The organism is Corynebacterium sp. 21KM1197, from assembly GCF_033783015.1.
Taxonomy (GTDB): domain Bacteria; phylum Actinomycetota; class Actinomycetes; order Mycobacteriales; family Mycobacteriaceae; genus Corynebacterium.
In genome coordinates this window covers 2,352,898-2,372,456 of record NZ_CP123907.1, presented here as the reverse complement: position 1 = coordinate 2,372,456, position 19,559 = coordinate 2,352,898, and the positions used below count along the sequence as shown (strand labels likewise).

General features: G+C 65.7%; 17 protein-coding genes and 1 pseudogene. 6 read left to right on the top strand and 12 right to left on the bottom strand.

What is annotated here, in order from left to right:
• Positions 1-46: 46 nt before the first annotated feature.
• Positions 47-2,689, bottom strand: a complete 2,643-nt coding sequence (locus tag OLW90_RS11460; protein WP_319650235.1) for a hypothetical protein — start codon at positions 2,687-2,689, stop codon at positions 47-49.
• On the bottom strand, positions 2,686-3,729 hold the full coding sequence (locus OLW90_RS11455; RefSeq protein WP_319650234.1) for an NUDIX hydrolase: 1,044 nt from the start codon (positions 3,727-3,729) through the stop codon (positions 2,686-2,688). Before OLW90_RS11455 ends, OLW90_RS11460 begins: the two co-directional genes overlap by 4 nt.
• Positions 3,730-3,824: 95 nt before the next feature.
• On the opposite strand from OLW90_RS11455, the gene OLW90_RS11450 reads away from it, so the two are divergent.
• From OLW90_RS11450 to OLW90_RS11435, 4 genes are all read left to right on the top strand, one after another.
• A complete protein-coding gene (locus tag OLW90_RS11450) occupies positions 3,825-5,378 on the top strand; it encodes a CCA tRNA nucleotidyltransferase (RefSeq protein ID WP_413464534.1) in 1,554 nt (517 codons plus the stop codon).
• 102 nt (positions 5,379-5,480) lie between these two features.
• Positions 5,481-6,089, top strand: a complete 609-nt coding sequence (locus tag OLW90_RS11445; protein WP_319650233.1) for a YqgE/AlgH family protein — start codon at positions 5,481-5,483, stop codon at positions 6,087-6,089.
• Between the two features lie 68 nt (positions 6,090-6,157).
• Positions 6,158-6,901, top strand: coding sequence for an AzlC family ABC transporter permease (locus OLW90_RS11440; RefSeq protein ID WP_413464514.1), 744 nt, complete (start codon positions 6,158-6,160; stop codon positions 6,899-6,901).
• Positions 6,898-7,245, top strand: coding sequence for a branched-chain amino acid transporter permease (locus OLW90_RS11435; RefSeq protein ID WP_319650230.1), 348 nt, complete (start codon positions 6,898-6,900; stop codon positions 7,243-7,245). Before OLW90_RS11440 ends, OLW90_RS11435 begins: the two co-directional genes overlap by 4 nt.
• 124 nt (positions 7,246-7,369) lie before the next feature.
• On the opposite strand, the gene OLW90_RS11430 is transcribed toward OLW90_RS11435, so the two are convergent.
• From OLW90_RS11430 to OLW90_RS11385, 10 genes and pseudogenes are all read right to left on the bottom strand, one after another.
• Positions 7,370-7,687, bottom strand: coding sequence for a hypothetical protein (locus OLW90_RS11430; RefSeq protein ID WP_319650229.1), 318 nt, complete (start codon positions 7,685-7,687; stop codon positions 7,370-7,372).
• A gap of 53 nt (positions 7,688-7,740) precedes the next feature.
• Positions 7,741-8,736, bottom strand: a complete 996-nt coding sequence (locus tag OLW90_RS11425; protein ID WP_319650228.1) for a bile acid:sodium symporter family protein — start codon at positions 8,734-8,736, stop codon at positions 7,741-7,743.
• A 20-nt stretch (positions 8,737-8,756) separates the two neighbouring features.
• A complete protein-coding gene (locus OLW90_RS11420; RefSeq protein WP_319650227.1) occupies positions 8,757-9,140 on the bottom strand; it encodes a Rieske (2Fe-2S) protein in 384 nt (127 codons plus the stop codon).
• 62 nt (positions 9,141-9,202) lie between these two features.
• The gene (gene trpA, locus OLW90_RS11415) at positions 9,203-10,084 is read right to left on the bottom strand and encodes a tryptophan synthase subunit alpha (protein ID WP_319650226.1); all 882 of its coding nucleotides are present in this window, start codon (positions 10,082-10,084) and stop codon (positions 9,203-9,205) included.
• Positions 10,081-11,115 (bottom strand): annotated as a pseudogene (gene trpB, locus OLW90_RS11410) (tryptophan synthase subunit beta); the annotation flags it as partial. The pseudogene trpB and the gene trpA, both read right to left, overlap by 4 nt.
• 307 nt (positions 11,116-11,422) lie before the next feature.
• Entirely contained in the window at positions 11,423-13,018 is a 1,596-nt protein-coding gene (trpCF, locus tag OLW90_RS11405) for a bifunctional indole-3-glycerol-phosphate synthase TrpC/phosphoribosylanthranilate isomerase TrpF (RefSeq protein WP_319650224.1), read from the bottom strand.
• Positions 13,008-14,036 carry an anthranilate phosphoribosyltransferase gene (trpD, locus tag OLW90_RS11400; RefSeq protein ID WP_319650223.1) on the bottom strand — a complete coding sequence of 343 codons (1,029 nt, stop codon included), beginning with the start codon at positions 14,034-14,036 and terminating at the stop codon, positions 13,008-13,010. The genes trpCF and trpD overlap by 11 nt, the downstream gene beginning before the upstream one ends.
• On the bottom strand, positions 14,033-14,677 hold the full coding sequence (locus OLW90_RS11395; protein ID WP_319650221.1) for an anthranilate synthase component II: 645 nt from the start codon (positions 14,675-14,677) through the stop codon (positions 14,033-14,035). The genes trpD and OLW90_RS11395 overlap by 4 nt, the downstream gene beginning before the upstream one ends.
• Positions 14,674-16,326, bottom strand: a complete 1,653-nt coding sequence (locus OLW90_RS11390) for an anthranilate synthase component 1 (RefSeq protein ID WP_319650220.1) — start codon at positions 16,324-16,326, stop codon at positions 14,674-14,676. The genes OLW90_RS11395 and OLW90_RS11390 overlap by 4 nt, the downstream gene beginning before the upstream one ends.
• A 216-nt stretch (positions 16,327-16,542) precedes the next feature.
• Positions 16,543-16,959, bottom strand: coding sequence for an SdpI family protein (locus OLW90_RS11385; protein ID WP_319650219.1), 417 nt, complete (start codon positions 16,957-16,959; stop codon positions 16,543-16,545).
• An 85-nt stretch (positions 16,960-17,044) separates the two neighbouring features.
• Between OLW90_RS11385 and OLW90_RS11380 the strand changes: the two genes are divergently transcribed.
• The gene (locus OLW90_RS11380) at positions 17,045-18,529 is read left to right on the top strand and encodes a dihydroxyacetone kinase subunit DhaK (RefSeq protein WP_319650218.1); all 1,485 of its coding nucleotides are present in this window, start codon (positions 17,045-17,047) and stop codon (positions 18,527-18,529) included.
• Positions 18,530-18,638: 109 nt separating this feature from the next.
• Positions 18,639-19,229, top strand: a complete 591-nt coding sequence (locus tag OLW90_RS11375) for an NAD(P)H-dependent oxidoreductase (RefSeq protein WP_319650217.1) — start codon at positions 18,639-18,641, stop codon at positions 19,227-19,229.
• Positions 19,230-19,559 lie beyond the last annotated feature (330 nt).

Sequence of the window (19,559 nt, the reverse complement as noted above, 5' to 3'; positions counted from 1 at the left end):
TTAATTCTTAATTAAGCGCACGCTATTAATGGAATGAGGAGGGCCGCTATCGCCGCTGCCGCCGCCTGCTCCGCCCCACCCGGAACAGCGTCACCGCCAGCAGCAGACCGCCCAACCCCACGATCAGCGCCGAGGCCCCCACCAGGCTCGCCCTGGTCTGCACCGCGATGCGCACCGGATCGGAGATGGTGGAGCCGTCCGAGGAGGCCAGCCACAGATCCATCTGCGCCTGCTCATCCTCCTTGGCGATGTCCGCCGTCATGTTCACGGTGATGGAACCACGGGCGGGAATACGCAGGTGGGTGGGCACCGTGATCCGGGCCTGTTGCGCCGTGTGATAGCGCATGGTGGCGTCCACCGGCAGCGGCAGGCCATTCTTGGCCACGATGAGCAACGGCGAGGACTCCGAGGTGCGGGTGTACACGTTGCCGGGCGGAAGGAGGGTGACCGAACCGCGCAAACCCTGCAATACCTCGCGGTTGCCGCTGAGCCGACGCGAGGCGGCCGAGACGGCGTCGTTAAAGCTCACCACGCTGCGCCGCCGCGTGACGCTCAACGCGGCGAGCAAATCCTGGCGCAGCGGGGCGGTGAAGGCATAGCGGGTGAGCGCGATGCTGGGATCGTTCATCATCAGGCCGGTGAGGTCATCGGTGTAATTGGCCTGCTGGGTGGTGCGCAGCACCTCGGCGTCGCTGTACACGGAGGGATCGAGGAAGGGTGCGCCCAGACGCGGGTTCTCCCCGGGGGCGGGCGTGGCGGCCACCAGGGCGGCCAGGTCCTCCGCCTGCGAGGCCTCCGGGGTGAGATAGGCGCTCAGGGACATGGGGCGGGCGCGCTGCGAACTCAGGGCGGAATCCACCTCCGTTAGGAGCATGGCCCCCGTCTCCGCGCTCAGTGCCGCAGGCGGGGTCACTAGCATGGGTTGCTCCGCCAGGCGGGACTCCTCCACCGAGCGCCGCAGCGCCGCCGCAGCCGTGATGTGCCGGGCGGTGGCGGAATCCAGGGTGGGATCAAAGCGGCCCTCGGGATTGGAATACCCCGCCGTGGCCGGCTCCTCCCCCGTGGCCGCGAGCGTGGCCGCCAGGGAGGCCGGGTAGGTCACGGCCCGGATACCCGGGGCGATCTGGGCGAAGCGATCCACCTCGGGGGCCGCCCACACGGTGTTATTGGCCACCACCACGGACACCGGCTGTTGCGGGGCCTGGGGGTGGGTGGCCGAGGTGGCGTCGGGAAGCGCCGGGGAATCCAGGGTGGAATCGGAACCGCGCTCGGTGTCCGGGGAGTGCTCGGCCCGCTGCTCCTCTTGGGTGGCGTGGGCCTCCCACGCCTGGGTGAGATCCCCCTCCTGATCGGCCCAGGCCAAGGACGGCACCGTGGCCTCGGAGACATAACCCGAGCCGGGCACCACCACCCCGCGCTGGGGCTGCACGCCCAAAACCTGGGAAATGACCTCCTGGCCGCGTTGCAGGGCCTCGCGCATGAGCCAGGGATTCGCGGTGCGCTGCACGGCATCGAGATCCGCATTGGCCCAGGGCAGGGCGACCACGCACTGCTGGGCGGCCACGTGGCTCAGCCGCTCCAACCACGCCTGGGCGGCCTGGGAACCCGTGCCGGGGGTACCGGTCTGATCCTCCGAGCGCGAGCCCCAACTATCGCGCAGACGGCGCGTGGGCTGGCCCAGGCTGTGCCGCGTCTTTGCCACGGTATAGCCCCCCTGCATGCGGTTCACGGTGCTGAGCAGGGCGGGGTCGAGGGCAAGGCAGGTGGACTCCGCCACCTGGGAGGAGGCCAGGGCGCGCTCGTAGGCACTCAGGAGGGAATGGAGGCGGCCCCCCGAGGCCAGCGAATGGGCCAGGGAATCCTCGCTGAGGATCAGGGGGGCGGCCTCCGGGGCCTCCCCCGTCTCCCCCGGAACGATGTGGGTGGGCTCGGAGAGCGGGTAAAGGAGGGAAAGGCCCTGGGGGTTGTCTGGGTTTGTTTCTGTGTTTGCGTTTGCTTCTGCTTCTGGGGCGGGGGTGTTGTTGGAGGAGGCGGGGCGCGGATTAGTGTCCACCACAAAGCGCTCCGTGCTCAGGGGTTGTACGGCGCTGGCCTGGGTGGTGTTGGTGGTGGGGCTTGAGTTGGTGCCCACCACCCCGGAGGCCGCCACCGCCACCGGATACGTGGAACCCGGCTCCAAGGCCAGGCTCTCCCCCACCCCGGGGGTGGTGGAGGCGCGCAATTCCACCTCGCGCTCCTCACCCGGATCCAGTGAATCCGGCAGCACTACCGGACTGAGGATCTGAGAATAGGCGCTGAGATCCTGGGCGATCGCCTGGCGGGCCTCCGCCACGGTGGACACCGCCGCCGCGCGGCGCAGTTGCAGGGTGAGTTGCTCCACGGGGGCGTCGGAAGTATTGCGCACGCGCACACTAAGCCGCAGCTCCTGGCCGGATTCCAGGTGTGCCTGGGTGCCGCCGTTGATGTGGAGCAGTTCCACCCGAACGGGGCTGTCCTCCTCGTTTGGTCGCACGAGCGGGTTGATCCAGGCCTCGCGGGAGGTTTCCGAGGTGGGTGAAAGTGGCAGTACATCGGCCTGAGCGGAGGGCATAAGCGGAAACGCGCTGCACAGAGCGGCCGTGGTGGTGACGGCCGCGAGGCTCAGGGGGCGCAGCAGCGCGCGGCGGGAGGGAAACCCCGGCAATATCATCGAGGGGTGCGCCTCCCTGCTCGCTTTTCCGCGCGGGCCAGATCCGGGAGAATATCGTGCGCCACCCGGGCCAATTTGCGCTCGTCGGCGTAGGCCAGGTGCTCGATGAGTTGGTGCACCGGGATCCAGGAAACCTCGGTGACCTCCGGGTCCTCATCGTTGAGGTAGCCATCCACGTAGCGCAGCAGGTGGTGGTGCACCGTCTTATGAATCCGCACGCCCTCGGACACAAACCAGTAATCAATCACGCCGAGTTCCGCAAAGACCTCGCCGCTGATTCCCGTTTCCTCCCAGACCTCGCGCTGCGCGGTGGCCCGTTGATCCTCCCCCGGTTCCACGTGTCCCTTGGGCATGGACCACAGCAGGCGCCGCCGCCGATCTAGGCGTCCGATCAGTGCCACGTACAGCCGCGAAAGATCCACGCTGCCATCGGCGGCCACCGCCTCGGCTAGGCCGGAAACCACCAGGCCGCCGGCGGAGGTTTCCCGCCGCGTGTCAAAGTTCGAGACGGCGGCCGCGCCCCGGCGAGGGTGCGGGCCCCGGCGGAGATGGCCGTTGCGGCCGCCGCGCGCGGAGGAACGCCGCTGGGAATGCCCGCCGCGCTGGCCGCGACGATTCCCGGAGCGCTGGGAGTTCTTGCCCGTTCCCTTGCTCGCTCCTTTGCCGCCCTGACGACGTCGCCTGCGGCGGGGCTGGGAGGCGGAGTCCTTGCCGGATTGGTCCTCGCCGGGGTGTCCGGTTTGCGCGGCGGGCTTGTGCGGTTGGGAGGGCCGCGAGGGGGCTGCGGGGTTTGCCGAGCCTTCCGAGCCTTGTGTTCCTCGTGCCCCTTGGCCCCCTTGTGCGCCGGTGGCGCCGGTGGCGTTATTGGCGGCCTGCGCGCGCCCGCGATTATTGCGGCCCCGGCCACCGCGGCGGCGTCGTTTACGGCGAGCGCCGGACGTCCCGGAGGCACCGGAACCGCCGGTTGCCTGGGCGGCGGAGGTTTTTGAGCCCTCTGCGGCCTGGCGGGCCTGGTGCGTGCGCTCGTCCTTGTCATTCATCACTTAGATGGTATCCCCTTGGGGCGGGCTGCGGTATTCCGCTGCGCCCTCCCCCGGTATTTCACGGGGTGGGCACGCGGCGGGGAGGTAGAATAATGCGGGTGAAAAACCAGGAGAGCCAGGAACCACAGCCCGAAGCACGACCGGAACTCGCGGAAGCGGAAATGCTCATGCGAGCCGAACATGCGGTGCGCGCGTTAAGCCCGGTGCTCAGCGACCTGGTGCGGGGCTTCACTCAGCGCGGAGAATCGCTCTATCTAGTGGGGGGTTCCGTGCGCGACGCCCTGCTGGGCCGCCTGGGGCACGACCTGGACTTCACCACCTCCGCCAGGCCGCAGGTGATCCAGGAGATTCTGGAGGGATACGCCCCGGCGGTATGGGATACCGGCATCGAGTTTGGCACCGTCTCCGCGGAAAAGGGCGGCCAACAAATAGAGATCACCACCTTCCGCTCCGATTCCTACGACGGTGTGACCCGCAATCCTGAGGTGCAGTTTGGCGATACCCTTGACGGCGACCTGGTGCGGCGGGACTTCACCCTCAACGCGATGGCGGTGGAACTCTCGGTGGATTCCGGTGATGCTGGTGGTTCCGGTGGCTCTGCTAGCTCCGATGGCTCCGGCGGTGAGGTGCGCGGGCGTTTCCACGACCCCATGAACGGCTTTGCCGCCCTGCGCGCCGGAATACTAGACACCCCCGCCACCCCGGAGCAATCCTTTGCGGACGATCCCCTGCGCATGTTGCGCGCCGCGCGCTTTGTCTCCCAGTTAGAAATCCGCGTGGCCGAGCGCGTGGAGGAAGCCATGCGGCAGATGGCCGGGGAGATCAGCCGGATCACCGTGGAGCGGGTGCGCGCGGAACTGGACAAACTCATGGGCGGCCGACGCCCCGAGGCAGGCTGGGAACTGCTCGTGCGCACCGGCATAGCGGACCTCATCTTCCCCGAGGTGGCGGGCCTGCACCTCACCCCGGACGAGCACCTCCAGCACAAGGACGTCTACGCCCACTCCATGACGGTACTGCGCCAGGCCATCGACCAGGAGGAGCCGGGGGAAAGCCCGGACCTGGTGCTGCGCTGGGCGGCGCTGCTTCACGACGTCGGAAAGCCCGCCACCCGGGCCGCCAAGCCGGGCGGTGGGGTGACCTTCCACCATCACGAGGTGGTGGGGGCGAAGATGGTGCGCAAGCGCATGCGCGCGCTGAAGTACTCCAAGCAGATGGTGAGCGACGTGGGCCAGTTGGTGTTCCTACACATGCGCTTTCACGGGTTTAGCGAGGGGCAGTGGACGGACTCGGCGGTGCGGCGGTACGTGACCGACGCCGGGCCGCTGCTCCCCCGCCTGCACAAACTGGTGCGAGCGGACTGCACCACCCGGAATAAAAAGAAAGCGGCCCGCTTGCAGGCCAACTACGATCACCTGGAAGAGCGGATCGAGGAGATTCAGGCCAAGGAGGATCTGGCTCGGGTGCGCCCGGACCTCGATGGCAACGAGATCATGGAGATCCTGGGCCTCAAACCCGGCCCCGAGGTGGGGCGTGCCTGGGCTTACCTCAAGGAGGTGCGCCTGGAGCGCGGGCCGATGGAACGCTCGGAGGCCATCGAGGTTCTGCAAGAGTGGTGGGCTGGGCAGACCGAGCGGGCTGAGTGATTGTGTGGGCGCGTGACTGCGCGACTGTGTGACCGTGATCGTTGGACCCGTTGCTCGGGGTGACCGTGCCCGAGTGGCGCGAAAAGGAAGGATGAGGCTGCCGTGGCCGAGGAATACTACGCGGATAGATTATTTAATGCCCTAGAGCGCAACGACCCCGCACCGGGAATGCTCCTGGTGGCGGCCCCGGGCATGGAATCGGAGGCCTTTGCGCGATCCGTGGTACTGGTGATCGAGCACAACGATGTGCTGACCTTCGGGGTGAATCTGGCCTCCCGCAGCGATCTGGCCGTGTACAACGTCATGCCGGAGTGGTTGGAGGTGGTGGCCAAGCCCCAGGCGCTGTACATTGGCGGCCCCCTGCAACAGCAGTCCGTGGTGGGCGTGGGGGTTCCGGCGCAGGGCGTGGAGGCGGATGGGCACCCCCATCTCAATCGCCTGGCCACCCGCCTGGTGATGGTGGACCTGGGGGCCGATCCCTCGACCCTGACCGAGGACATCGAGGGTATGCGGCTCTTTGCCGGGTATGCGGAATGGGGGCCGGGGCAGTTACAGGAGGAGATCGAGCGCGGGGACTGGTACGTGGCCCCGGCTCTCCCCTCGGACGTGGTGGCCCCGGGGCGCTCCGATTTGTGGGCGGAGGTCATGCGCCGCCAGCCCATGCCGTTGCCGCTCTTTTCCACCTACCCCGTCGATCCGGGAGAGAACTAATGCGCGGCCCGCGGGATGTTTCACGTGAAACATGGCGGGATATACGCGCGGGCCTCTCGGATACGTGGATGGTGGGCCTGGGATTGATCCCCCTGGGACTGGCCTTTGGGGTGCTCATGGTGCAATCCGGCTACGCCTGGTGGTGGACGCCCATTTTCTCCGTGGTGATATACGCCGGCTCGATGGAGTTTCTGGCCATCAGCCTGGTCTCTGCGGGAATCGGCCCCTTCTCCGCCGCGATCACCGGCTTCATGGTGAACTTCCGGCACATCTTCTACGGCCTGACCTTCCCCCGTGAGGCGATTTCGGGCAAGGCAGGGCGGGCGTACTCCACCTATGCGCTTACCGACGAATCCTATGCCGTAGCCTCCGCACATCCGCCGGGGGCGCTCAGCGGCGTGCGAGTGCTGACTATTCAGATATTCTGCCAGGTGCTCTGGGTGGTTCCCGGCATCCTCGGGGCACTCCTGGGGCAGGTGATTCCGGCCGACATCAAAGGAATGGAGTTTGCCCTCACCGCGCTCTTCATCGTGCTGGCCTGGGAATCCTTTGACAATAATCGGGATATTTCCCTGCCGCTCCTGGCTGGTGCCCTGGCCGTGGTGGCCGCTCTGGTGGCACCGGGACAGATGCTCATGGTGGCCCTGGTGGCGTACTTCCTGATTCTGGTGGTGCGCTTCCGCTGGGCGGAATCGCGGGGCGTGCCTTCCGACGGGAAGAGCGCGGGGAATGCGCGGGGTGAAAAAGAGACGCGCGGAAAGCCCGGTGCGGCCGATGGAGGGGCTGCACAGCGCGACGGGGAGGAAGAATGACTGACCTGGGCCTACCCGAGGGCGTGAGCCTGGGCATGGTGGCGGCGGTGTTGCTGCCCGTGGCGGTGGTGACGGTGCTGCTGCGACAACTCCCCTATAACGCCAAGAAGGCATTGCGGCGGAGTCGCTTCATGGGGACCCTGGGGCTGACCATGCCCGTGGGCGTGATGGTCGTGCTGGTGGTGTACACCCTGGCCGGGCAGGGAAATAACCCTGGTGGCCTATGGGCCTCCCTGCTGGCGGCCGGGGCCACGCTGGGTTTGCACGCCTGGAAGCGGCAGGCGGGCCTGTCCATTCTGGGTGGTACCGTCCTGTACATGATCCTGGTGAACGTGGTGTTCTAGGTAGTTCCTCGCAGGTTCACAGTGGGTTGCGGGGGTGTGGGCGGTGCGGTGGGATGAGGTGTTGGGGCGTTCGGGCCTAGGGTCTGAGCGGGCTTGGGTGCCGGGTGGGTTTGAGCGCCGAGGCTTAGGTGTTGAGGCCGGGAAACTTTTTAAGCGCGCTTTCCCACAGGGCCTGGAACTCCTCTCCTCCCAGGCGGGTGGCGGAAATATCGGGGAAGGCCCCATAAGTATCGGGATGGGGCACGATCTCCTGCGGTGGGGTATCCATGCCGTAGTGACGATCCCCCGCCGCCGCACCCACCGGATTCCCCGCGGGATCGACCTCCACAATGCGCACCATGCGGCACTGTTCGGGATTGAGGGGGAGCAACTCCGCCACGTGCGTGGCGGTACCGGCCCCGGGGATCGTGAGGGTGGTGCGGACAAACAGGGGGGAACTCATTGGGTTCATTGTAGTAGAGCGCTGAAATTCTCTGCGGAGTTCCGCGAGCGGTTCTACGAGTTTTCCGTTGGACTCTTCGCGGAACCCTCCGCGGCGTTCTCTGCCTGGCGGGCGTAGCGGGAGGCCAACCAGGAACACATCATCAACTGCACCTGGTGGAAGATCATCAAAGGCAGGATTAATAGTCCCAGGGATGCGCCCCCAAAGATCACTGAGGCTATGGGCAGGCCCGAGGCCAGGGACTTCTTGGTGCCGCAGAATTGCACCGCTAGCACGTCTCCCCTATCGAACCCCAGGCGCTGGGCGCTCACGCGGGTGAGCCACAGCATGAAGGCCACCAGGGCGATGGAGAGTGCGATGAGAAAAAGGATCTCCGCCACGGAGGTGGATTGCCATACCCCGCTGACCATGCCAGCGGAAAAGGCGGAGTAGACCACCATGGTGATGGAGCCACGATCCACGATCTTGGTGGCCTTGTGCGCCGCAAAGCCCTTGATCCAGCGGTGCGCCAGTTGCCCCAGGATAAAGGGAACGAGGAGTTGCAGGGCGATGTCCAGGAACACGGAGGCATCAATGTGCAGACCCGAACGAGAGTTCATGAAGGCGAAAACAAGCAAGGGGGTGAAGAATACCCCGGCGAGGTTACTCACGGAGGCCGCCACGAGGGCCCCCGCCACGTTGCCCTTGGCGATGGAGGTAAACGCCACCGAGGACTGCACCGTGGAGGGCACCAGAGTCAGAAAGAGGATGCCCAGGTAAAGATCCTCCGAGAGGAAGAGTGTGAGGGGCTTGAGTGCCAGCCCGAGGAGGGGAAAGACAAGGAACGTGAATGCGAGGATCAACAGGTGAAGCCGCCAGTGATAGAGCCCGCGCAGGGCTTCCTGAGTGGAAAGCCGAGCGCCATAGAGGAAAAAGAGCACCGCGATGGCCACGGAGGTGGCCGTGGAAAATGCCTCCGCAAAGGAACCACGGGCGGGTACCACGATGGCCACCAGCACGGCGGCGATGATGAGAAAGATGAGGGGGTCTTGGCGTTTCAGCAGGCTCATTCAGGAGAGTTTAGAGGGTGCTAGAGGCTCACGCTCAGGTTTGCTCCCTTTTCCTCCACGCTGCCCTCGGTCAGTGGCGCACGAGCCGGGCCCTCCACCACCGAGCCATCGCTGAGAGAGAACACGGAATTGTGGGCGGTGCAGCGCACAGTCTCCCCCTCCACCTCGGTGATCTTGCTGCTTTGATGTGGGCAGGTGGTGGAGTAGGCGCGGTATTGGCCCTGCTGTGTCTGGGCGATGATGAAGTCCCCCACGATCACGGCGCTGCCCACGGGGACATCGGTGGCCGCGATTTCCTCGGAGGGGCCAGAACCACAGGCGGCGAGTACCGCTCCGGCGAAGGTAGTGGCGCTCCCCAGGAGAAAGAGGCGGCGGCTGCACGGGGGAAGCTGAGATTCGACCATGCCTCCCAGTATGCGCCGCCAAGGTCCCGCGGAAAAGCAAGCGGAGCCTAAGTGATTTTAAGTCACAGTGTTGCCTTCTTCATCTCTCGCACGTATTCCCCCAGTTCCGCCTGAAGCGCCTCCATGTTATCCACCCGATAGGCCGGGAGATCGTGTTCGGAGTGGGACCTGGAGTGGGACTCGGGGTGAGAGGAACGCGAGGCGTCGGGCACGCAATGCTTTTCCACGATCCGCGTGATGGCGGAACCGGTGATGGCTCCCGCAGCCCCGGCCTGCACGGCGGCTCGCACGTGCTCTGGACGAGAAATACCAAAGCCCAAGAGAATGGGGGCACCGCCAAAGTGGGCAACGTGTTCCACGGCCTCCTTGAGCCCCGTGGTCTCCGATTGCTTCTCCGTGCCAGTGACACCATCGCGGGACACGGCATAGATGTATCCTTTGGAGTGCGCGGACACCGACTCCAATACCGCCTCCGAGGCCTGTGCCGGGGCGATGAACACGGGATCAATGCCCGCGCGTTCGGCGGCGGCGATAAAGGGCGCACCCTCCCGCACCGGAATATCGGGGAGGAGAATCGCGTCCGCTCCGGCCTCCGCAAACTCCCGATAGAACGTATCCAGACCGCGCGAGAACGGAACGTTACCGTACACGAGTATCCCCAAGGGAAGGCGCGGAAACTCCTCGCGGATCGTGCGGATTAAGGCGAGGGCGTCGGCAAGGCCCACTCCCCCGGCCAGCGCGCGGACATGGGAGGCTTGAATGGTGGGGCCATCGGCCACGGGGTCAGAGAAGGGTACTCCGAGTTCAAGGGCGTCGGCCCCGGCGGCGATGAGGGTGCGAACGATGGCGAGGGTATCCTCCGGGGAGGGATCGCCCAGCATGAGGAAGGGGACAAAGGCGCCCTCGTTGTTCAGGCGGGAAAAGAGGGTGGTGAAGCGGCTCATCGGTTTTCCTCCAGGGTGAGTTCGGGGAGCACGAGTTCCGGGTGCTCGTCGAGGGTGCGGCGCACGTGATCCACGTCCTTGTCGCCGCGACCCGATAGCGAGACCAAGATGGTGAGATCCTGATTATTTTCCTGTGCCGTGCGGGCGCGCTTGAGGGCGTAGGCGAAGGCGTGGGAGGATTCCAGGGCCGGAATAATGCCCTCACGGCGAGCCAGAATCTGGAAGGCCTCCAGGGCCTCGGCGTCCGTAATACCCACGTAGTGCGCGCGCCCCGTGGCCGAAAGATGTGCGTGCTCCGGGCCTACGCCGGGATAATCTAGCCCTGCGGAGATGGAATAGGATTCCTCCACCTGTCCCTCGGAGGTGCGCATGAGATAGGAGCGCGCCCCGTGGAGGATACCCACCTGGCCGTTGGTGATGGTGGCCCCGTGGCGGCCGGAGTCCACCCCTTCCCCGGCGGCCTCGGTGCCCACCAACTCCACGGAGGGTTCCTCGATGAACTCCGCGAACATGCCGATGGCGTTGGAGCCGCCACCCACGCAGGCCACCACCACGTCCGGGAGGGAGCCGGTGCGCTCGATGATCTGCGCCTTGGCCTCCTGAGAGATCACGCGGTGAAACTCCTTGACCAGCGTGGGGAAAGGGTGCGGGCCGGCGGCGGTGCCCAGCAGATAATGCGATTCGTGGAAGGTGGCCGTCCAATCGCGCAGCGCCTCATTCACGGCGTCCTTGAGGGTGCCGGAGCCGGTATCCACGGGGACCACGGTGGCCCCGTGCAACTTCATGCGATAGACGTTAGGTTGCTGTCTCTCCACGTCCTTGGCACCCATGTAGATCACACATTCCATGCCGAGCAGGGCGCAGGCGAGGGCCGTGGCGGTTCCGTGTTGGCCCGCGCCGGTCTCGGCAATAATGCGCTTCTTGCCCATCTTCTTGGCCAGGAGAATCTGTCCGATCACCTGGTTGGTCTTGTGGGCACCGCCGTGCACCAGGTCCTCGCGCTTGAGGAAGATGCGCACGCGCGGGGAGTCCGAAGTGGACGAAGTTTCCGGGGATTCCGAGGAAGCCGGGCCCGATGGGTTCGGGAGGGCTGATGAGGAAGCCGAAGCCGCCGGGGATGTTTCACGTGGAACATTGCGGCACTCTGTGAGGGGGGTGGGGCGCCCGAGGTAATCGCGGAGGAGGGAACGGTATTCCTCCATGAACGCATCATCCTGGAGGGCGTCTACAAAGGCGCGCTCTAGCTGATCGAGGGCGGGAATGAGGGATTCGGGGACGAACTGGCCGCCGAACTCCCCAAAGTATGCCGGGAGCAGGGGGTGGGTATCGGACATGAATCTATTTCCCTTCGTGAGGAGTGCTATGAGAGCGGATGATCTGGAAGGCGTGACGGAGGGCGGCGGCATCCTTGTGCCCGGCCCACTCCCCAGATTCCGGCCCGTATTCCACGCCGGAATTGAGGTCCACGCCCAAGCAGCCCACGTTGAGCGCCTGAGAGAGGTTATCGAGGTCGATCCCCCCGGCGAGGAGGGAGACGGAAAGAACCTCGTGGGGTATCTGGGCCCAGTCGAAGGCCTCTCCGGTGCCCCCGGATCCGGAGTCCAGCACTAGGCGTTCAAGGGGGCCGTCCTCAATGAGTGCGGCGAGGTCCTGGGCTCTTTGTGTCGCCTGAATGGCGTTGGATTCCGTCAGGGGTTCCGTTAGTCGGTCCGTCATGGGATTAGTCACGGGATTAGTCATGGAGACGGCGCGCCAAATCGCCACCTCCGTGAGCCCGTGGGCATCGAGGTCGGCACGAATCTCTTGGAGCATGGCCCGCTCCCCCTCCGGGGATTCTTGGTAGGGGGCGTGTACCTGAATCGCGGTGACGCCAATCTCCTCGATGAGGTCCGCCCAGCCGGAGGTGCGCCGAGATACGGCCACATAATCCAGGCCGGGTTCCGCGGCGATGATCGCCTGCGCTGTTTCACGTGAAACATTGCGTGGCGAGGACTCCTCGAAAATGAGGCCGCCATACACTGCCCCGGCCGCCCGGGCCGCCTGTGCGGCCGAGGGTCGAGTGAGGCCGCAGACTTTGTTTTCCCCGTAGACCAGGCGGCGGGCAGCCCGGTCGATGTCCGATTGGCCGGTGAGTTGTGATCCCACCAGGAAGGCGTGGGAGTGCGCACCGAGGCGGGAGACGGTGGCGTGGTCGCGGATACCGGACTCGGAGACCACCACGACGTCGTGAGGCAGCAGCGCGGCGAGGCGCTGGGAGCGAGAGAGGTCGATGGAGAGGTCATGGAGATTGCGGTGATTGATGCCTACGATCCGCGCACCCAGGCGCTGCGCGCGGGCTACCTCTTCCTCGTCGATGACCTCGGTGAGCACATCCATGTTCAGCCGAGCAGCCTCGGCGGAGAGGTTGGTGTAATCCACATCGTCGAGGATGGAAAGCATGAGCAGGATGGCGTCCGCCCCGAAGTACCGTGCCGCGTGAATCTGCACGGGGTCGATGATGAAGTCCTTGCAGAGCACCGGGAGATGCGTGGTGGCGGCCACGGTGGCCAGATGATCGTAGTCTCCACCGAAGCGCTCCGGCTCGCATAGTACCGAGATGGCCGAGGCGTAGCGGGAGTAAATGGCTGCTATGGCACCCGGCTCGTAGTGCTCGCGGATCACGCCCAGAGAGGGGGATGCGGCCTTGCATTCCATGATGAAGCGAGGAGCGCGGGCCCTACTCCCCCGCTCAACGTTCATCGGTGCAGCGCCCGTTGCCGCGTCGCCTATCGAGACACCGCTTGTAGTCTCACCGCCGAGGTGGCGATACAGGGAACGGGTGGAACGCGGTAGGGTGCTCGGATCGACGTGGGCGATGCGGGTGCGGATCTCCTCCAGGTGTCCGCGCCGAGCCTGGACAATGCCCTCCAAAACGGTGGGAAGATTAGTCGCCATAGTTTGCCTCCTCGTGCGTGTGCAGCCACTGGTTTACGGTTCCGTCCGCCATCGTAGACAGGGCGCGCTCCACGCCCTCGCGGATCGTGGGGCTGTGCCCGGACACATAGAACATCGCCCCGGCGGAGGCGGCCAGAGCCTCCCGGTGCGCGGTGGGGCCGGTGCCGTCAAAGGCGGCGTAGAGGTGGCGGGCGTTCTCCTGGGCGTTCCCGCCCACCAGGGAGCTGAGTTCGTGGGTGTTCAGGCCCAGCTCCTGCGGGGTCAGGGTGTACTCCTCGATTTCTCCGGAGGGGGTGAGTTCCCATACCTGGGTGGGGCCCCATACCGCGATCTCATCGGCCCCGGAACCGTGCACCACCAGTGCTCGGGTACGGCCGAGGTCGCGGAATACCTCCGCGAGCATTCTGCCCAGGCGCGGATTGGCCACTCCCATGATCTGAAACTCCGGGCGGGCCGGGGAAAGAACAGGACCGAGGATATTGAAGATGGTGGGAATCTTCAGTGCTCGGCGCACGGGCTGCACGTGGGCGATGGCCGGGTGGTAGGCCGGGGCGAAGAGGAACGTGAAGCGGGAGGCCTGGAATTGTCGCACGGCGCGCTCGGGGTCAAGGTCCAGGGGGATATTCATGGCCTCTAGCACATCGGCGGAGCCGGAGGCCGAGGATACCGAGCGGTTGCCGCATTTAATCATGGGCACTCCTCCCGCCGCCGCGATGAGGGAGGCGCCGGTAGTGATGTTGATGGTGTTCAGGCCGTCTCCCCCGGTTCCGGCGGTATCGGTGATACCGGCCCCGGTGATGGGAAAGGGTCGCCCGGCGGCGAGGAAGGCGCGGGCCGCGCCCAGCAGATCGGCCTGGGTCTCCCCCCTGGTGCGGATGGCGGTGAGTAAGGCGGCGATGTGGACGTCATCGTAATCCCCCACCGTCAGGGGGGTGAATACCTCTTGGGCCTGCTCCGGGGTGGGTTGTGGCTCGTCGAGGTAGGCGATGAGGAGGCGGAGGGCTTCGGGAGTGGTCACGCGGCGTCCTTTCGTTGGGTGAAGAGGTGGGCGATGAGGCGATCGAGCAGAATGGGGCCGCTGGGGCTGAGCACGGATTCCGGGTGGAATTGCAGGCCGATGGCGGGGTGTTCGGTGCAGCGGGCGGCCATGACCACCTCCCCTATCCGGGAATCGGACCACCCCAGGGCCTCCATGCCGGTGGGAACGGTGGTGCATCCCAGGGAGTGATACCGGGCCACGGGCACAGCGCGGCCGGGGTCCTCGGGGTGATCGGGCTCGGCGTCGATAGTCAGACCCTGGAACAAGGAAACAGCGGCCGGGGTGAGGCGCATGATGTCCGTGGTGCCGTGGACGGGGCCGCAGGGCACCACGCTTCCGCCGAAGTGTTCCAGCAGCGCCTGGAATCCCAGGCAGATTCCCAGCACCGGGATCTGGCGGTCCAGGGCCAGCGCGAGGGTATCCATCATGTTTCCGGCCTGGCGGGGGTGGCCGGGGCCCGGGGAGAGCACGAGTAGGTCTGGTTCGGCGGCCATGATCTCCGCCACCGGCACGGTATTGCGGAATACCGTGCAGCGGTGTCCGCTGGTGCGCAGGGCATCGACGAGGTTGTACACAAAGGAATCGTGATTGTCCACGAGAACGATGTGAGCGGAGTTCATCGGACTACCTCCAGGTTCTTATCGGCGGCCAGGGCCAGGGCGTGCAGCACGGCGTAGGCCTTGTGCAGGGTTTCATCGGCCTCGGATTGGGGGTCGGAATCCCGCACCACCCCGGCTCCGGCCTGCACCACGGCGATGCCGTCTTGGACAAAGGCGGAGCGGATCACGATGCAGGTATCCATGTCCCCTCCCCCGCGCAGATAGCCCACGGCCCCGCCGTAGGAGCCGCGCCGTTGCTTTTCTGCGCCGCGCAGAAGTTCCGTGGCGCGCAGTTTTGGCGCGCCGGTGAGGGTGCCCATATTCATGCAGGCGCGATAGGCGTCCAGGGCATCGAGATCGGGGGCGAGGGTGGCGGTGACCCGGGAGACGAGGTGCATGACGCGGGAATAGCGATCCACCTGGAGGAGATCGGCCACGCGGCGAGTGCCGGGTTCGGCCACGCGAGCGAGATCATTGCGGGCGAGGTCCACCAGCATGGTGTGCTCGGAGAGTTCCTTGGCGTCCGTGCGCATGGCGAGTTCCTGACGAATATCCAGCTCGTGATTCACCGAGCCGTCCGGGTGCAGGCCACGCGGCCGGGTTCCGGCGATGGGATAGAGCTGTAGGGTGCGGGAAGCGGCCTCGAACTTGAGGTTGGACTCGGGTGAGGCGCCAAAGAGTTCGTAGGGGCGCCCGTCGGTGGAGGTGCCGCGCAGGTAGAACATGTAGGGGCTGGGGTTCGTATCGCGTAGGTGCAGGTATGCGGAAAAGGCATCCGGGCAGGGCGCGGTGAAGGCGCGGGCGGGTACCACCTGGTAAATGTCGCCGCAGTCGATGTGCCGCTTCATCTCTTCTACCTGGGTGCGGAAGTCGGCGTCGGAGGTCTGGGCGGTGACGCGGAGGGTGCCTTGCGGTTCGGTGGAATCGGAACCGCCGGAGGTGCTAGAGGGGCCGGAAATGACGGAGACACCGGGGGCCTCGGAAACGGAGGAATCACCGGCGGATGGCTCGTGTTTCACGTGAAACATCGAGATTTTCTCCGCGAGATCGTCCACGCGCCGTCGCACGGTGGCCTCGTGCTCCCCTACCGCGACGGCGCGCAGCACCGCGCTCTGCTCGCGGTGATTGATGTCCAGCATGATCTCCGCCATGTGGAACTGATAATCGGGGTAGGTATTGGCGGAATCCGCCACCTCGGGGAGTTCCTCAAAGGTGCCCAGGTAATCAAAGGCCATACCGCCCACCAGCAGAGGAAGTCCGGGAGGGAAGCCGGGTAGGGACTGGAGGCGTCGCAGGGGCTCCACGGTGCTCACCGCGGTGAGGCGCTCGGCCTCCTCGGTGGCTGCTGAGGAGGGAAACTGAAAACCCTCCTCGGCGGCGTAGTCGGTGAGCGTGGCCCGGAGCAATGCGGCGAGGTGTTCCCCGGAGGGGCTGAGCGGAATGACCTCTACGCTCTGGCCCTGGCAGGTGAGCCGCAGGGAGGTATCCAGGACGGCGAGGGAACTAATGCCGGAACGAGTGGAAATGTCGGCGCTTTCCAGCAGCGCTGCCCCGGAGTAAAGTTCTGTGGAATCGGTGCCGCCGAGTTCCCGGAAGAGCGCGGCGGCGTCCTCGTGATACGTCACATTACGTTCGATGATATGGGGTTGAGTATGGTCACTTTTAGTCATATGGCTTCATCCTTTGATTGTTTTCTGCGGCTGTCGGTGAAGCGAACCCCGGATACACGGAAGGCCCGCCGCTTCCCTTGGGGAAGCCCGCGAGCCTGAGATAATGCGTGAATGTGGCGGCCCGCTAGGAAGCGCGCCACCACCACTGAGGGGAAAGAGAAATGCTCAACGTCACACCGCTATCCTAGTCAGTGGCATGGGTAATAAGCAAGGGTATTAGCGATCTGAGGCTCGCGCCGCGCGGCGCAGCGCCTCCATGTCTACCGCTGGCTTGGGGCCGCCGTTCTCCGCCTCGATCATGCGGCGGGCGTCGATAGCCGCCACGGCGTGCGCCGCCTGCCCGGCCCCGGCCCCCACGGCCGCGAGGGCGATGAGAATGGTGAAGATGGGTAGCGCCCACAGCCAGCCCTGGGCGATGAAGGCGAAGCAGGCGCCAAAGAGCAGGGAGATTCCGCCGAGCGTCCAGAAGGGCCCGGCAATGCGGTGCGCCAGCGTCCACAGTTCCTGGCTCTTGCGCACCTCCGGCACGCGGATCCCCACCACCCCGTTGCCGGGGAGTTTGGCCGCCCAGGCGAGGCCGCCGATGACGGTGAGGATAAGGCCGAGGATAAGCAGGATCACGCCGAAGATCATGAGGATCATTGTAGGCCTCGCCCCGCCTACCTTTCACCGCGCCGCCCCCTGCCGCCCAACCAATCACCGCACTACCCTGGGCGGCATGAACAACCCCTCCTTCCGCAACTCCCCCGCCGACTTCCTGCCCGAGGGAATGTTGAGCGCGGTGTGCCCCGGCCTGATCTTCACCTCGCCCAATGCGGTGCAGATCACCGAGGCCACGCGCTGGGCGGATCGCGGTGCGGGGGTGGTGCACGTGGTGAAGAATTACACCGGGGACGTGATGAACTTCCGGGTGGCTCGCCAAGCGCTTGCCGCCGAGGGGGTGAGCACCCGTGAGGTGCGGGTGGCCGAGGACGTGGCCACGGAGAGTGCGGGGGATGAGGGGCCGGGGCGGCGTGGTACCGCCGCGACGATCTTGGTGGAAAAGGTGGCCGGTGCCGCCGCCCAACGTGGGGATAGCCTCGACCGGGTGGTGGAGATCGCGCAGTGGGTGGCGGATCACTCCCGCAGCATGGCGGTGGCGCTTGCTCCTGGCCACCTGCCCACCAGCGGTAATAAGACCTTTGATCTTGGTTCCGGGCAGATGGAGGTGGGCGTGGGTATTCACGGCGAGCGCGGTACTTCCCGTGAGGCTATTTCTCCCGCTGCGGAGGTGGTGGATCGGCTGCTGGGTGAGATTGTGTGCTCGCTGGGATTGGAGCGCGGCGAGGAGGTGATCTTCCTGGTCAATGGCCTGGGCGGCACCTCATCGCTGGAACTACACCTGCTTTTCGGGCAGGCGGCCGCATGGTTGGAGCGGCACGGAATCACCATTCGACGCAGCCTGGTGGGCAATTACGTCACCGCCTTGAACATGGCTGGGGCCTCGCTCACCCTCGCTCGCACCACGGAGGAGATAGTAGACCTTATCGACGCCCCTACCACCGCCCCCGCTTGGCCCAGATCCCTCGGGAGCGGGGACCGCTACTCCCCCGCCGTGCTGCGCGCCGAGGACGCCCTGTCCACCGACGGCCCGGACAACGCCTGGCTCAGCGACTTCGTGCGCCGCGTGCAGGAGGGCACCGGGGTACTCACCGACCTCGATCGCCTGGCGGGTGACGGAGACTTTGGCACCAACATGGACGCCGCCCTGGGCGACCTCCCCCTCCCCCTGCGCGGCGAGGACGCGGCGGTGCTCGGTGGCCTCTCGCGGCGCTTTCTCATTCGCTCCGGCGGCACCTCCGGTGCGGTGCTGGGCACCCTGTTCCGGGAACTCGCGGCCGCCAGCGATGGGTCCGCGCGGGGCCTGGCGCTCGGATTGCGGCGCGGGTGCGAGGCCATCGCGGAACTCGGCGGCGCGCAGCGCGGTGACGGCACGCTTCTCGACGCCCTCCTTCCCGCCGCCGAGGAGGCCGGGCGGCAGGCAGAGATCGGGGCGAACCTCGATGAGGCACTGGGGGAGGCGTACCGGGCAGCCCTGGCGGGGGCGGAATCCACGCGGGAGATCGTGGCAAGGAAGGGGCGCGCGGCCTACGTGGGTGAGGCCTCGTGCGGGGTCATGGATCCGGGTGCGCTGCTGGCGACCTGGCTTTTTGGCGGGAATTAAGAAGGCTCGCGGAGACCGTGTGAGCGGGGGCGTGGAGCGCCGCCGTGGATCGCAGTGGATTAAGGTGGCGTTTGTTTATTTTTCAAGGGATTCGAGGGAGACGGCACGCATGAATGTGTTGATGATCAACGCACACCTTAATTATCCGGGGTGGTCCGAGGGCACCCTGAACCGGGCCGTGATGGAAGAGGCCAAGGGATATTTTACGGCCAAGGGCCATGAGGTCACGGAAACCATCATCGACGCCGGTTACGATGCTCAGGAGGAGGAAAGGAAGCACCTGGAGGCGGATGTGGTGATTCTGCAAACGCCGATCAATTGGTTCTCCGCCCCGTGGACGTGGAAGAAGTACACCGATGAGGTGTTTAACGTGGCATTGGCAAATAAGAGCCTGCTCAGTGGTGATGGCCGCACCCGGAGCGATCTTTCGATCCCCTATGGCTCGGGCGGGAACATGGCGGGGAAGAAATTTATGATTTCTGCCACCTGGAACGCGCCACGCGATGCCTTTGATAACGCGGATAATCCGGTATTCCGGGGCAAGAGCGTCGATGACGCGCTGGTGAATATCTCCGCGAACTATCTTTTCTGTGGATACACCGTTTTGCCCAGTTTCAACGTCTTTGACATCTACAAGAACCCGGCCATCGAGGAGGACATCGCCTCGTATGGGGAGCATCTGACCCGCTGTGGCTTATAGGTCCCGTAGGGATTTGTAGGGACTTGTAGGGCTCGGGGCCGAGGGGCAAGGGGCGCGACCGGCCCTTGGGTGTGGGGTGCTGGACGGTCTAAAAACGACATGTCTGGAACTGCGGACGGCGCGCGACGGCCACGATTCCGGTAACAATTTGGTTACTTTCTCCTGTGGTGACGGTGGGAAAAGCATCCCAGCGCCGCGCCCGCTCATTTTTGAGCCATCACGTCTTTCCCCTGTTCAGTGCCGTGCGCGGTCGCGGGATTACGCTTTAAGGAGCGTGGGAAACGCCCTTGATCTTTTTGTGACCCGCCCGGATTTCCCTGGCGAGGTTCG